This is a genomic window from Shouchella oshimensis (genome assembly GCF_004375095.1).
Taxonomy (GTDB): Bacteria; Bacillota; Bacilli; order Bacillales; family Bacillaceae_D; genus Shouchella; species Shouchella oshimensis.
Map to the genome: position 1 here is coordinate 37,424 of NZ_SNUX01000003.1, position 14,112 is coordinate 51,535.

The 14,112-nt window shown below is 41.7% G+C and carries 14 protein-coding genes and 1 riboswitch; of the genes, 13 read left to right on the forward strand and 1 reads right to left on the reverse strand.

Going from position 1 to position 14,112, the window contains the following annotated elements:
• Nucleotides 1–133 precede the first annotated feature (133 nt).
• Nucleotides 134–1,006, forward strand: coding sequence for a sugar phosphate isomerase/epimerase family protein (locus E2L03_RS10950; protein ID WP_055736962.1), 873 nt, complete (start codon nt 134–136; stop codon nt 1,004–1,006).
• Between the two features lie 170 nt (nt 1,007–1,176).
• The gene (locus E2L03_RS10955) at nt 1,177–1,380 is read left to right on the forward strand and encodes an NETI motif-containing protein (RefSeq protein WP_055736963.1); all 204 of its coding nucleotides are present in this window, start codon (nt 1,177–1,179) and stop codon (nt 1,378–1,380) included.
• 50 nt (nt 1,381–1,430) lie between these two features.
• On the opposite strand, the gene E2L03_RS10960 is transcribed toward E2L03_RS10955, so the two are convergent.
• On the reverse strand, nt 1,431–2,165 hold the full coding sequence (locus E2L03_RS10960) for a hypothetical protein (RefSeq protein ID WP_055736964.1): 735 nt from the start codon (nt 2,163–2,165) through the stop codon (nt 1,431–1,433).
• Between the two features lie 172 nt (nt 2,166–2,337).
• A riboswitch (purine riboswitch) is annotated at nt 2,338–2,439 on the forward strand.
• 98 nt (nt 2,440–2,537) lie between these two features.
• Between E2L03_RS10960 and purE the strand changes: the two genes are divergently transcribed.
• From purE to purH, 11 genes are all read left to right on the forward strand, one after another.
• Nucleotides 2,538–3,029, forward strand: a complete 492-nt coding sequence (purE, locus tag E2L03_RS10965) for a 5-(carboxyamino)imidazole ribonucleotide mutase (protein WP_038477857.1) — start codon at nt 2,538–2,540, stop codon at nt 3,027–3,029.
• A complete protein-coding gene (gene purK, locus E2L03_RS10970) occupies nt 3,026–4,171 on the forward strand; it encodes a 5-(carboxyamino)imidazole ribonucleotide synthase (protein WP_055736965.1) in 1,146 nt (381 codons plus the stop codon). The genes purE and purK overlap by 4 nt, the downstream gene beginning before the upstream one ends.
• Entirely contained in the window at nt 4,168–5,466 is a 1,299-nt protein-coding gene (purB, locus tag E2L03_RS10975; protein WP_134259188.1) for an adenylosuccinate lyase, read from the forward strand. The genes purK and purB overlap by 4 nt, the downstream gene beginning before the upstream one ends.
• Before the next feature lie 28 nt (nt 5,467–5,494).
• Nucleotides 5,495–6,205, forward strand: coding sequence for a phosphoribosylaminoimidazolesuccinocarboxamide synthase (purC, locus tag E2L03_RS10980; protein ID WP_038477866.1), 711 nt, complete (start codon nt 5,495–5,497; stop codon nt 6,203–6,205).
• A gap of 208 nt (nt 6,206–6,413) precedes the next feature.
• Nucleotides 6,414–6,665 (forward strand): phosphoribosylformylglycinamidine synthase subunit PurS, encoded by a 252-nt coding sequence (purS, locus tag E2L03_RS10985; protein WP_055736967.1) that lies wholly within the window; start codon nt 6,414–6,416, stop codon nt 6,663–6,665.
• Nucleotides 6,662–7,345, forward strand: coding sequence for a phosphoribosylformylglycinamidine synthase subunit PurQ (purQ, locus tag E2L03_RS10990; RefSeq protein WP_038477872.1), 684 nt, complete (start codon nt 6,662–6,664; stop codon nt 7,343–7,345). The genes purS and purQ overlap by 4 nt, the downstream gene beginning before the upstream one ends.
• Nucleotides 7,329–9,551, forward strand: a complete 2,223-nt coding sequence (gene purL, locus E2L03_RS10995; RefSeq protein WP_124741619.1) for a phosphoribosylformylglycinamidine synthase subunit PurL — start codon at nt 7,329–7,331, stop codon at nt 9,549–9,551. The genes purQ and purL overlap by 17 nt, the downstream gene beginning before the upstream one ends.
• On the forward strand, nt 9,527–10,939 hold the full coding sequence (purF, locus tag E2L03_RS11000) for an amidophosphoribosyltransferase (protein ID WP_055736969.1): 1,413 nt from the start codon (nt 9,527–9,529) through the stop codon (nt 10,937–10,939). The genes purL and purF overlap by 25 nt, the downstream gene beginning before the upstream one ends.
• 23 nt (nt 10,940–10,962) lie before the next feature.
• The gene (gene purM, locus E2L03_RS11005) at nt 10,963–12,000 is read left to right on the forward strand and encodes a phosphoribosylformylglycinamidine cyclo-ligase (RefSeq protein ID WP_134259189.1); all 1,038 of its coding nucleotides are present in this window, start codon (nt 10,963–10,965) and stop codon (nt 11,998–12,000) included.
• Nucleotides 11,997–12,581 (forward strand): phosphoribosylglycinamide formyltransferase, encoded by a 585-nt coding sequence (purN, locus tag E2L03_RS11010; protein ID WP_055736971.1) that lies wholly within the window; start codon nt 11,997–11,999, stop codon nt 12,579–12,581. Before purM ends, purN begins: the two co-directional genes overlap by 4 nt.
• Complete coding sequence (gene purH, locus E2L03_RS11015; RefSeq protein ID WP_134259190.1) at nt 12,578–14,110, forward strand: bifunctional phosphoribosylaminoimidazolecarboxamide formyltransferase/IMP cyclohydrolase; 1,533 nt, start codon at nt 12,578–12,580, stop codon at nt 14,108–14,110. The genes purN and purH overlap by 4 nt, the downstream gene beginning before the upstream one ends.
• Nucleotides 14,111–14,112 lie beyond the last annotated feature (2 nt).

The window sequence follows — 14,112 nt, forward strand, 5'->3', positions numbered from 1 at the left end:
TCTTTTTAAAGGGATTTTGATAAGTTAAGACGTAATGTACGCATAACAGTTTTTTTTAGCATCTTTTACAATGAAATAAATGAAAAAAGCAAGCAACCGTATATGATTTAAGTAAAAAAGGGGAGGAAATACAATGAAAGTAGGTATTAGTTCATATAGTTTATATCAAGCGATGCAGGCAGGGGAAATGACAATTTTAGATGTAATTGATTATGTAGCCGAGACAGGAGCAGAGCATATTGAGATTGTACCTGTTGGATTTGACTTGCTCAATAACATTGAGTTAGTGGATGAGATTAAAAGCAGGGCGAACGATAAAGGATTAGAGATTTCCAATTATGCAGTAGGAGCAAATTTCATTCAACATTCTAAAGAAGCATACGACGAAGCGATTAATAGTGTAAAGCAGCACGTGGATATAGCCGCTCGATTGGGAGCAAAGCGAATGCGTCATGATGTAGCAAGCCGTAATCTTAACGAAACAACCTATGCATTTTTTGAAGAAGATTTGCCTTTGCTTATTCAAGCTTGTCGAGAAATAGCAGACTATGCAAAGCAATATAATATCATTACAAGTGTGGAAAATCACGGCTTTTATATCCAAGCAAGTGAACGAGTGTTGCGACTTGTTCGAGCTGTTGATCGAGATAATTTTAAAACAACCCTTGATGTAGGTAATTTTCTCTGTGTAGATGAAGATCCGTTCGTTGGAGTAGCGAACAATCTTCCTTATGCGTCGATGGTTCATTTTAAAGACTTCTATTATCGAAAGGCAGACGACTTACCAATCAAAGAAGGTTGGCTACAAACAACCTCAGGTCGTTACTTGCGAGGTGCTATTGTGGGACAAGGTGACATTCCGATTCGAGAGATTGTTGCATATATGCAAGAAAAGAATTATGAAGGCTATGTCTCAATTGAATTCGAGGGAATGGAGGCGTGCCAAAAAGGAGCAAAGTTGGGTTTGGATGCCATTAAGCATTTATGGAAAGAGAGAGTAAAGTAGCAACAGCATGAACAGGTGGTTTTGTCAGTGAAGCGAGCTAACCAGAAACTCAATTAGATACGCTCCTCTTTTAGACTTAGAACAACTGTACCTTAGAAGAATTTGAACCGGTTAGGAGAAGCAATTGTGATACACTACAGGTAAGTACGCGAAAAAGGTAGGGTATTAGAATGAAGAAAAAGCAGCGGTTTGAAGTAAAGGACGACGAAACAATAGACGAGTGCTTGCAACGAATGCAGCAGCTAGGTTATCAACCGATAAAACGAATGGAAAAACCTGTTTTTACAGAAGTAAAAGGAAAAGATCCAGTATGGAAAAAGCAACAAATTATGTTTGAGGGCATTCTCACTGAGAGCCAACAAGAAAAGAGCTAGCTATACTCGTAAAGCCCTACTGTGAATGATTCACAGTGGGGCTTTTTGTCTTATTTTCTTTTAGCAATAAATGCTTGAGTGAAATAGTGTGGAAAGACGGCATGGGCAAGCATTGTTATACCGTTTAACATAAGTAGCAAAGCGAAGAAAACAACGAGCATATCACTATGCGTAAAAAGCAACGTCAATAAATAAAGAAGAAAACCGTTTAAAATCGTTGACGGGAATAGTGATTTGGTTAAGCTTATTAGAAATGTAGATGGAGCTGCGATAAGTAGAAAAAAGAAAGCAAAGGCTAGTAAATGGAAGTCACTCAAACCAAAAAACACAACTAGAATGGGTGTAGCCCAACATGCCATAAGCACGCCAATCGTGATAGATGAAAGCCAAAATGAGGGAACCTCCAATTCTTTTTGAAAAAACCCTCGCCAACCAATCTCTAAAAACGCGGTAATGAAGAAAAGATAAAACCACCATTGGTGAAACACTCCAAATTCATTTGGAAAAGAGATGATGTATAGGCCAAAAAAGACGAATGGTATAAATAGGCTCAGCACCCATGCAGGCGTTGGTTTTGCTGTTAAAAATAAAGAGTGAGCTAAAGAGTGGTTTGTAGTCGATTCATGCACAATGACAGCAGATACAGCTGGTGCTAGACATGCAAAAAATAAAAAATACTGAGGAGGCAAATCAGGTCTTGCTAATAGTAAGGCAACCATACTCCAAGATAAGCCAAAAGCGATAAATAAAAAGGATCGTTTAATTCGCTGTTCAAAGGAGCGCACCTTGTTTCCTCCTTTCTATAGGCATTTACCATAGCTTATGCAAATGTAGAAAGAAAGTGAGTCTTTTCCCATTTGAGTTAAAAGCGAACATTGTGAAAAGACAATTGTATAAATGTTCGACTATATGTTGACATTAGCTCGATTCCTGCGTAAACTGAAAGTGCGAATTGGAATGAAAACGAATATATCACCTCATATAATCTCAGGGATATGGCCTGAACGTTTCTACCTAACGACCGTAAATTGTTAGACTATGGGGAAAGACAAAAGCGCTTATTTAGGCTTTAACGACACAGTTGTCGTCTTTTCTCTTATGTAGATTTGGACGAACTGTGTTTTTCTTTTTTTAGAAAAAAATATCGGGGGATGAAGATGAACCAACCACGAATTGGCGTCATAATGGGAAGTACGTCAGATTGGCCGACGATGAAACACGCATGTGATGTATTAGACGAATTAGGTATTGCGTATGAAAAAGAAGTTGTTTCTGCTCATCGAACGCCAGATTTAATGTTTGAATATGCAGAGCAAGCCCTTCATAAAGGGTTAAATGTGATTATTGCTGGCGCAGGAGGCGCAGCTCACTTACCGGGAATGGTAGCTGCTAAGACGACGGTACCTGTTATAGGTGTGCCAGTTCAATCGAAGGCATTGAATGGGTTGGACTCCCTTCTTTCGATTGTACAAATGCCTGGAGGGGTTCCAGTTGCTACGGTTGCAATTGGTAAAGCAGGAGCAACAAATGCAGGACTTTTAGCAGCGCAAATCTTAGGGATAGAAGATAAACGTATACAGGAACGTCTGCAAGCAAGACGAGAAAGAATAAGACAGACGGTGATGGATCATCGAGGTGAATTACAATGACCATTGTGAAACCAGGAAGCACGATTGGCATTATTGGTGGGGGTCAGTTAGGTAGGATGATGGCATTGTCTGCAAAAGCAATGGGGTATCGGATTGCAGTGCTTGATCCAACCCCTGACGCACCTTGTGCTCAAGTAGCAGACCATGTCATTACAGCTTCTTATGATGATTATGAAGCTTGTAAAGAATTGGCGTCAATAAGTGATGTTATTACGTATGAATTTGAAAATATCGATGAACAAGCAGCTGCACAATTATTGGCAGTTAGTGATTTTCCACAAGGATATAAAGTGCTAGCGACAACTCAGCATCGATTAAAGGAAAAACAAGCATTACGTCACCTTCACGTACCTGTCGCACCGTTTGCGGCTATTCAATCCCTTCACGATCTAGAAGAAGCCGTTGCAATAACGAACTTTCCAGCAGTAGTGAAAACGTGCCGAGGTGGATACGATGGAAAAGGACAAAAAGTTGTTCATACATGGGACGAACTAACAGATGCCGCTGAGCATCTCCTTACCTATGGCGAGCTTGTTATAGAGGCTTTTGTTCCCTTTACTTGTGAAGTTTCAGTAATTGCGACTAAATCAAGGAATGGTGAGATTTCGGTTTTTCCACTAGTTGAAAACGAACACCAAGACAGTATTTTACATCGTACAATTGCACCGGCTCGTGTTAGTGAAGTAGTGGAAAAAGAAGCAAAACAAATTGCCATGCAGATTGTTGAAGGACTCGAAGTAGTTGGGACATTAGCAGTTGAAATGTTTGTGACAGATGATAACAAACTAGTCGTTAATGAACTTGCCCCTAGACCGCACAATTCTGGGCATTATACAATAGAGGCTTGTAAGACCTCTCAATTTGAACAGCATATCCGTGCCATTTGTGGATTACCACTTGGTGAAACAACATTGCTCACACCTGCAGTTATGGAAAATCTGCTCGGCGAGCATGTGGCACCACTGATGGAACGGTTAAATGAACTGAATCGCATTTCCCTCCATTTATATGGAAAGAAAGAAGCAAAATGGAAGCGGAAGATGGGGCATTTAACAGTGCTTGGTGAAGATTCAACCAGGTGTTTGCAAATCCTTGATGCATTTTGGGAGAAAAAAATGAAAGTCTTGGAGGAAATAGAATGATTGAACGTTATACTCGTCCTGAAATGGGTGCCATTTGGACCGATGAAAACCGTTATCAAGCATGGCTAGAAGTGGAAATTGTAGCGTGTGAAGCGTGGGCGGAGCTTGGAGAAATCCCGGAAGAAGATGTGAAGAAAATTCGTGAAAATGCGAGCTTCGATGTAAATCGAATCTTAGAAATTGAAGAGGAAACGCGTCATGATGTTGTTGCCTTTACTCGAGCCGTTTCAGAAACATTAGGTGAAGAACGCAAATGGGTGCACTACGGTCTTACATCAACAGATGTTGTTGATACAGCGTTATCCTACTTGTTGAAGCAAGCAAATGATATTCTTGCAGCTGACTTAAATCGATTCTTAGACATTATTAAACAAAAAGCAAATGAACATAAATTTACTATTATGATGGGCCGTACTCATGGTGTGCATGCTGAACCAACGACATTTGGTCTAAAGCTTGCCTTATGGTATGAAGAAATGAAGCGTAATATTGAACGTTTTGAACATGCAGCAGAGGGTGTTCGTTTTGGAAAACTATCTGGAGCTGTCGGAACCTATGCGAATATTGATCCACGTGTAGAAGAAATCGTTTGTAAGAAACTTGGACTAAATCCAGCGCCAATTTCTACACAGACACTACAGCGTGACCGTCACGCGGAATATATGGCAAGTTTGGCTCTTATTGCTACGTCTATTGAAAAATTCGCTGTTGAAATTCGTGGACTTCAAAAAAGCGAACTTCGAGAAGTAGAAGAGTATTTTGCAAAAGGGCAAAAAGGTTCATCAGCCATGCCACATAAAAGAAATCCTATTGGCTCTGAAAATATGACTGGCTTGGCTCGACTTATTCGAGGCTATATGAATACTGCTTATGACAATGTTGTACTCTGGCATGAGCGTGACATTTCTCACTCGTCAGCGGAGCGTGTTATTTTACCAGATGCAACGATTACATTAAATTACATGTTAAATCGTTTCGGAAACATTGTGAAGAACTTAACGGTGTTCCCTGAGAATATGAAGCGAAATATGACACGTACGTACGGATTAATTTATTCCCAGCGTGTATTACTCAGTTTAATTGATAAAGGAATGGTACGTGAAGAAGCGTATGATTTAGTTCAGCCTAAAGCGACTCAAGCTTGGGAAGAAGGCGTACAATTCCGCAAACTCATTGAAAGTGAGCCGAGAATCACCGACGTGCTTTCCAATGAAGAATTAGATGAGTGCTTTAATTATGAACACCATATGAAACACGTGGATACCATTTTTAATCGTTTAGGAATAAGCGAGTAAAATTCGTTAACGAAGGGCTGATGACAACGTGACAAAACAAGACTTGCTCTATGAAGGTAAGGCTAAACGCATTTATCGGACAGAAGAGGCAGATACGCTTTGGGTGGAGTATAAAGATGAAGCAACTGCATTCAATGGTGAAAAGAAAGATACGCTTTTAGGCAAAGCAAAGCTGAATAACGAGATTTCTTCGCATCTATTTATGCGTCTTGCGGAGCAAGGGATTCCGTCTCACTTTATTCGGAGATTATCTGACACAGAACAGCTTGTCAAACAAGTAACGATTATCCCCCTAGAAGTGGTTGTCCGTAATGTGGTAGCAGGCAGTATGGCAAAACGTCTTGGAATACAAGAAGGAACAGCCCTTCCAAGACCCATTGTTGAATTTTACTATAAAGACGATGCCCTCGGTGATCCTTTGATCACTGAGGACCATATCGGTCTTTTAGAAGCAGCGAGTCAAGATGAAGTAGAAACGTTAAAAGAGATGGCATTAGCAGTCAATGAACAGTTGAGTGAATTATTTGACGGTATTAACGTTCGTTTAATTGATTTCAAACTTGAATTTGGACGCTTAAAAGAAGGAACCATCCTTTTAGCAGATGAAATCTCACCTGATACATGTCGATTGTGGGATAAAGATACGAACCAACGACTGGATAAAGATTTGTTTCGACGTAATATTGGTAATCTTCAAGAAGGTTATCAAGAGATTTTAAATCGATTAATAACGACATAATGTATGTTTGGACTCGTTTCATTAGAAAACAGAATTAATAAAATTGGCGACGACTCTTGCAAGGGACAACACGCTTTTGGAAACAATGAAGGAAGAAAATGATGCGTAATGGTGGAGATCGTGCCTAGGGAAAGCGTCTGCCAATTAAAGTAGAGATGATCTTCTATCTAAGCGAATGATCAACTAAACGACCAACGGGGGTAACGACATGTATAAAGTGAAGGTGTATGTAACATTGCGTGAAAGTGTACTAGATCCACAAGGAGTTGCTGTAAAAGATGCACTCCACACAATGGATTATGCAGAAGTAGCAGATGTTCGAATTGGGAAGTATTTAGAGCTACAACTTGAAGATGTGGCAAATGTAGATGAGCGAGTAAAAGAAATGTGTGAAAAGTTACTTGCGAATACGGTTATAGAAGATTACCGCTTTGATGTGGAGGAGGTTGTCCCATCATGAAGTTTGCCGTCATTGTATTTCCCGGTTCTAACTGTGATGCCGATATGTACCATGCCATAAAAGATGGATTAGGTGAAGAGGTAGAGTATGTTTTTCATACAGAGACATCATTAGATGGATATGATGCCGTGTTGTTACCAGGTGGATTCTCTCATGGAGACTACTTGCGCTCTGGTGCGATTGCTCGGTTTGCTCCAATTATGCCAGCTGTTATTGAGGCAGCGAATGCTGGAAAGCCGGTGCTTGGGGTTTGTAACGGTTTTCAAATTCTACTAGAATCAGGGTTATTGCCAGGAGCGATGAAGCGTAACATTGATTTAAAATTTATTTGTCGCAACGTTGAACTTCTAGTAGAAAACAATGAGACAGTATTCACATCTTCATACAATCAGGGGGAAACCATTCTTATTCCAGTTGCTCATGGTGAAGGGAATTATGAGTGTGATGATGAAACATATGAGCAAATGTTAGCAAACAAGCAAATTGTTTTTCGTTACAACGAGCATGTAAATGGTTCAAAAGCGCAAATTGCCGGAATTGTAAATGAACGAGGGAATGTGCTTGGTATGATGCCACACCCTGAGCGGGCAGTCGACTCACTACTCGGAAATCAGCAAGGTCTGGCGCTATTTACATCGATTTTATCCAATTGGAGGGAATCTTATGTCACTACTTCTTGAGCCAAGTGCAGAAGCAATTAAAGAGAAACAACTTTATAAAGAAATGGGATTGACGGATGAAGAATTTGCGTTAGCGGAAAGCATTGTTGGTCGCCCTTTAAACTTTACGGAAACGGGTTTATTTTCCGTTATGTGGTCGGAGCATTGTAGCTATAAAAATTCAAAAGTCTTATTAAAAAAATTCCCAATAGATGGTGAGAAAGTACTGCAAGGTCCAGGTGAAGGTGCTGGTATTATTGATATTGAAGACGAGCAAGCCGTTGTTTTCAAAATTGAAAGTCACAATCATCCATCAGCGATTGAACCATACCAAGGTGCGGCAACAGGCGTTGGTGGGATCTTACGTGATGTGTTTTCAATGGGGGCTCGTCCAATTGCCTTGTTAAATTCTCTGCGTTTTGGAGAGCTACAGTCACCAAAAGTAAAGTATTTGTTTGAAGAAGTAGTAGCGGGTATTGCCGGTTATGGCAACTGTATTGGTGTGCCAACTGTTGGCGGAGAAGTCCAGTTTGATCCTTGTTATGAAGCGAATCCCCTAGTGAATGCGATGTGTGTCGGTTTAATAGATCACAAGGATATTCAAAAAGGGCAGGCTAAAGGGATTGGCAACACGGTTATGTATGTAGGTGCAAGTACTGGTAGAGATGGCATTCATGGCGCAACGTTTGCTTCAGAGGAACTAAGTGATTCATCTGATGAAAAGCGGCCAGCTGTGCAAGTAGGTGATCCGTTTATGGAGAAGCTGCTTCTTGAGGCATGCCTTGAAGTTGTAAAGTGTGACGCATTAATTGGGATTCAAGATATGGGGGCAGCAGGACTAACATCATCGTCAGCGGAAATGGCGAGTAAAGCGGGCTCTGGTATTGAAATGAACTTGGACCTTGTTCCTCAACGGGAAACAGGAATGACGCCTTACGAAATGATGCTGTCTGAATCACAAGAACGAATGCTACTAGTAGTAGAGAAAGGGCGAGAAGACGAAATCAAAGCCATTTTTGAACGCTGGAATCTTCATGCTGTTGAAGTTGGTATTGTAACGGATGATCGTCGTTTAAGACTTCTTCATAATGGAGAAGTAGTGGCAGATGTTCCTGTAGATGCTCTTGCAGAAGATGCACCAGTTTACCATAAACCGTCTCAGATCCCAGCTTATTTTGAAGCGTTTCAAGCGGAAGCACCATTCGTACCAGACATTTCTGATGCGAAAGAAACTCTTATGCACTTACTCGCACAACCAACGATTGCAAGCAAAGAGTGGGTTTATCAACAGTATGATCATATGGTACAGACGAATACAGTTGTGTCCCCTGGTTCAGATGCTGCGGTTGTGAGAATACGAGGAACAAAGAAAGCCCTTGCCATGACAACCGATTGTAACTCACGCTACTTATACTTAGATCCTGAAGTCGGTGGGAAAATTGCAATTGCTGAAGCAGCTAGAAATCTAGTTTGTTCAGGGGCGACGCCACTTGGAGTAACCGATTGCTTAAACTATGGGAATCCAGAGAGACCAGAGATTTTTTGGCAACTGGAAAAATCAACAGATGGATTGAGTGAAGCGTGTCGAGTGCTAAATACTCCTGTTATCGGGGGAAATGTTTCGCTCTATAATGAACGCTCTGGAGGAGCCGTTTACCCAACGCCAGTTATAGGAATGGTTGGTCTCATTGAAGATGTGTCTTACATTACGACACAAACAGTAAAAGAGGCTGGAGACATTTTATACGTTATTGGAGAAACAAAGCCAGAGTTTAGTGGAAGCGAGATTCAAAAAGTAAGCCAAGGCACTTTATCAGGAAAAGCACCAGCCATTGATTTAAATGTAGAAAAAAATCGCCAACAGCAACTTTTAGCTGCCATTCAAGCAGGCGTCGTTGCTTCTGCACACGATGTGGCTGAGGGTGGAATGGCTGTCGCAATTGCAGAAAAGCTTTTTGGGACATCTTTTGGCGCACAAGTGGTTTGGACGAATCAAGTAGCCGACTTGTTTGCGGAAAGTCAATCACGCTTCGTTGTAACGGTAAAAGAAGCCAACAAACAGCAGTTTGAACAAATTGTTCGCGATGCAAAGCCTATTGGAACTGTAACTGCAGAGGAAACACTTCAATTCACAACAGATGGAGAGATCATACTGTCTGCGGAAGTAAAAGAACTTGAGTCAGCTTGGAAAGGGGCTATCCCATGTTTGCTGAAATCAAAGGACTAAATGAAGAGTGTGGTGTGTTTGCAGTCTTTGGTCATAAAGATGCTGCACAAATAACGTACTACGGCTTGCACAGTCTACAACATCGTGGGCAGGAGGGAGCTGGAATCGTCGTATCTGACGGCGAAAAACTCTCTGCTCACAAAGGGCTTGGCCTCGTAAATGATGTCTTTAATCCAGATATTTTAGCAGGTCTGCACGGAAAAGCAGCGATTGGTCATGTTCGCTATGCAACAGCAGGTGGGGGTGGTTATGCGAACGTTCAGCCACTGTTTTTCAACTCTCAAAAAGGTGGCTTGGCTATCGCTCATAATGGAAATTTGGTTAATGCGAATCATCTTAAGCACCAGCTTGAAGCGCAAGGATCGATCTTTCAATCGACGTCTGACACGGAAGTGCTTGCCCATTTAATAAAGCGTAGCGGCTATTTCAGTTTAGAAGATCAAATGAAAAATGCCCTTTCCTCTCTAAAAGGTGCTTACGCATTTGCCGTATTAAATGAACGTCAATTAATGGTTGCGCTAGACCCAAATGGCTTGCGTCCACTATCAATTGGACGGTTAGGTGATGCTTATGTGGTCGCGTCTGAAACGTGTGCGTTTGATATTGTTGGTGCAACCTTTGAGCGTGAAGTATTGCCGGGAGAACTATTAATCATTGATGATACTGGGATGCGAAGCGAGCGCTTTGTTTCTCCAGGGAATCGGGCTATATGCAGTATGGAATACGTGTACTTTGCAAGACCTGATTCAAACGTGGATCACATCAACGTTCATACCGCTCGAAAAAGTTTAGGTAAGCAGCTAGCCATTGAGTCCCCAATTGAAGCGGACGTGGTGACCGGTGTACCAGATTCGAGTATTTCCGCAGCCATTGGCTATGCAGAACAAGCGGGCATTCCTTATGAGCTTGGTATGATTAAGAATCGGTATGTTGGACGGACGTTCATTCAACCATCGCAAGAATTAAGAGAGCAAGGCGTTAAAATGAAACTCTCTCCCGTTCGTGGTGTAGTAGAAGGAAAGCGTGTCGTTATGATTGATGATTCGATTGTACGGGGGACAACGAGTAGACGAATTGTCAACATGTTACGAGAAGCCGGTGCCGTTGAGGTTCATGTACGAATTTCGTCACCGCCGATAAAGAATCCATGCTTTTATGGCATTGATACATCAACAACAGAAGAACTCATTGCTTCTTCTCATTCCATTGAAGAGATGAGAGAAATGATGGGTGCTGATAGCTTGGCGTTTTTATCAACGGATGGGTTGAAAGTAGGGATTGGTCGCTCGGAAGCGATGCATAACTGCGGACAATGTTTAGCTTGCTTTACAGGAGAGTACCCAACGGAAATTTATGCGGATACGCTACATCCACATGCAAAACTTTAAGAGAAGAAGTGGAGGAATGAATTGTGTCACAAGCTTATAAGCAAGCAGGCGTTGACATAGAAGCTGGTTACGAAGCTGTAAAACGAATGAAAGCCCATGTTGAGCGGACAAAACGTCAAGGTGTGTTAGGTGCTTTAGGCGGATTTGGTGGGAATTTTGATTTATCCCATTTAGAGTTGAAAGAGCCTGTTCTTGTCTCAGGGACAGACGGTGTGGGAACGAAGCTAATACTTGCCTTTATGGCGGATCAGCATGATACGATCGGTCAAGATGCCGTTGCCATGTGTGTGAATGACATCGTTGTTCAAGGAGCAGAGCCACTGTTCTTTTTAGATTACTTAGCTCTTGGAAAAGCAGATCCTGCTAAAATTGAAGCGATTGTCAAGGGTGTTGCTGACGGGTGCGAATTAGCAGGCTGTGCCCTCATAGGCGGAGAAACAGCAGAAATGCCTGGAATGTACAGTGAAGAAGAATATGATTTAGCTGGTTTTTCTGTCGGTGCCGTTGAGAAAAGTCAAATGATTACTGGAGAATCAATTGAAGCTGGAGATGTACTTATTGGTTTAGCTTCGAGCGGTCTTCATTCAAATGGTTTTTCTCTTGTCCGTAAGCTCTTGCTTGAAGAAGCTGGTCTTTCGTTACAAAGTGTTCCTAAAGAGTTAGGAAAACCCCTCGTAGAAGAACTGCTTACGCCGACTAAAATTTACGTTAAACCTGTACTTGAAGCTGTTCGTTCGCAACTTGTAAAAGGGGCTGCACATATTACAGGCGGTGGGTTTTACGAAAACATCCCAAGAATGTTGCCAGAAGGTTTAGGTGCAGAGATTGATTACGGATCATGGCCAATTCCCGCAATTTTTACATTTATAAAAGATCAAGGATCATTATCTGATCAGGATCTATTTTCAACGTTCAATATGGGTATTGGTATGGTACTAACCGTAACAGAAGAACGCCTCCATGAAGCCATTCGTTGCCTAGAAGACGCAGGAGAGACAGCCTATATTATTGGCAGAGTGACTGGTCAAGAAGGTGTTACAATTGGGAGTATTCAGCTATGAGGCTAGCAATCTTTGCTTCTGGCTCTGGTACAAATGCAGAGAATCTAATTCAACAAACGCAAAAAGGATTAGCTAAAGGAGACGTAGTGCTCGTTGTTAGCGATAAACGACAGGCACCTGTTCTTAAAAAAGCAAGTGAACTAGGAGTAGAAACTGCGGAAGTCATCCCGAGCAGCTTTGAAGATAAACAAGCATATGAAACATACCTTATTGAACGGTTAAACGCTGCTAAAGTAGAATTTATCCTGCTAGCTGGTTATATGCGTCTCATTGGGCCTGTGCTCTTGCAAGCGTATGAAGGAAGAATTGTAAACATTCATCCGTCATTGTTACCGCATTTTCCAGGTCTTGATGCAGTGGGACAAGCACTTGAAGCCAAAGCAAAAGAAACAGGTGTGACCATTCATTACGTCGATGCAGGCATGGATACTGGTCCGGTGATCGCCCAAGAAAAAATAGCGATTGAGCTAGATGATGACCATGTATCTTTAACAAAGAAAATTCAAGCAGTCGAGCATCAACTTTACCCACATGTTGTCAATCAGATTGTGGCAGAAAAGACTAGGGGAGAAAACGAATGAAGAAACGTGCACTCGTAAGCGTATCAAATAAAGATGGACTAATTCCATTTGTTAATGGACTTGTCGAACAGGGTATTGAAATTCTTTCAACGGGTGGAACAAAACGGTCGTTAGAAGAAGCCGGGATTCCAGTAAAGAATGTATCAGACGTCACTGCATTTCCAGAAATATTAGATGGGCGAGTGAAAACATTACACCCGTCCATTCATGGTGGTTTACTCGCTAGACGTGATAAAGAAGAACATATGGAACAAATAAAGGAACTAGCGATTACACCGATTGATTATGTTATTGTCAATCTCTACCCATTTGCCGAGACGGTTGCAAAGCCGGATGCATCTTTTGAAGATGCAATTGAGAACATTGATATTGGTGGGCCAAGTATGCTACGTTCTGCCGCGAAAAACCATGCGGATGTGACAGTTATTGTGGATCCTGATGATTACAAAACAGTCCTTGCTAGCTTAGACCAAAGCGATGAGCAGCAACGTTCTCTTCGTAAGAAGCTAGCTGCTAAAGTATTTCGTCATACGGCTGCTTACGATGCACTTATTGCTTCTTATTTAACAGAAGCGGTGGACGAGCGTCATCCAGAATCACTTACTGTTACATATACCCATAAGCAAGCATTACGTTATGGTGAAAACCCGCATCAAAAAGCGGCATTTTACGAGAAAAGTACTGGATCAGCCTCTTCAATAGCAAAAGCGAAACAGCTACACGGAAAAGAGCTTTCTTACAACAATATTAATGATGCCAATGCGGCACTTGAAGTCATTAAAGAATTCACAGAACCAGCTGCTGTTGCCATTAAGCATATGAATCCATGTGGTGTTGGAACTGGCGAAACAATCGCTACCGCTTTTAATCGCGCCTATGAAGCCGATTCAAAATCAATATTCGGTGGCATCGTAGCTCTTAACCGTGAAGTAGATAAAGAAACCGCACAAAAAATGAGCGAGATTTTCTTAGAAGTTATTCTTGCTCCGCAATTTAGTCCGGAAGCAAAAGAAATGTTGATGAAGAAAAAGAACATTCGCTTACTAGAAGTAGCAGTCCATAAAGGCGAAACAGAAGATAAGCTAACGTCCATTCACGGTGGCTTACTGTTGCAAGAAGAAGATTCCCTAGGACTGGATGATGCGGAACTCAGTGTTGTGACTAAGCGCGAACCGACTGAAGAAGAGTGGACAACATTATCTTTAGGTTGGAAAGTCGTCAAGCATGTAAAATCAAATGCTATTGTACTAGCAAATGGTGAGATGACAGTTGGTGTTGGTGCAGGACAAATGAATCGTGTTGGTTCTGCGGCAATCGCGATAGAACAAGCAGGTGAACGAGCAAAAGGGGCAGTGCTTGCATCTGATGCGTTTTTCCCTTACGGTGATACAGTAGAAACAGCAGCGAAAGCAGGAGTCACAGCGATTATTCAACCTGGAGGATCTGTTCGAGATGATGAATCGATTCAAAAGGCAGATGAATATGGCATTGCGATGGTGTTTACTGGCTTACGTCATTTTAAACATTAAGG

Excerpts from the sequence above, each read along its gene's own strand:
- E2L03_RS10950 (WP_055736962.1), top strand. The coding sequence starts at position 134 with ATGAAAGTAGGTATTAGTTCATATAGTTTATATCAAGCGATGCAGGCA.
- E2L03_RS10955 (WP_055736963.1), top strand. The coding sequence starts at position 1,177 with ATGAAGAAAAAGCAGCGGTTTGAAGTAAAGGACGACGAAACAATAGAC.
- purE (WP_038477857.1), top strand. The coding sequence starts at position 2,538 with ATGAACCAACCACGAATTGGCGTCATAATGGGAAGTACGTCAGATTGG.
- purK (WP_055736965.1), top strand. The coding sequence starts at position 3,026 with ATGACCATTGTGAAACCAGGAAGCACGATTGGCATTATTGGTGGGGGT.
- purB (WP_134259188.1), top strand. The coding sequence starts at position 4,168 with ATGATTGAACGTTATACTCGTCCTGAAATGGGTGCCATTTGGACCGAT.
- purS (WP_055736967.1), top strand. The coding sequence starts at position 6,414 with ATGTATAAAGTGAAGGTGTATGTAACATTGCGTGAAAGTGTACTAGAT.
- purQ (WP_038477872.1), top strand. The coding sequence starts at position 6,662 with ATGAAGTTTGCCGTCATTGTATTTCCCGGTTCTAACTGTGATGCCGAT.
- purL (WP_124741619.1), top strand. The coding sequence starts at position 7,329 with ATGTCACTACTTCTTGAGCCAAGTGCAGAAGCAATTAAAGAGAAACAA.
- purF (WP_055736969.1), top strand. The coding sequence starts at position 9,527 with ATGTTTGCTGAAATCAAAGGACTAAATGAAGAGTGTGGTGTGTTTGCA.
- purN (WP_055736971.1), top strand. The coding sequence starts at position 11,997 with ATGAGGCTAGCAATCTTTGCTTCTGGCTCTGGTACAAATGCAGAGAAT.
- purH (WP_134259190.1), top strand. The coding sequence starts at position 12,578 with ATGAAGAAACGTGCACTCGTAAGCGTATCAAATAAAGATGGACTAATT.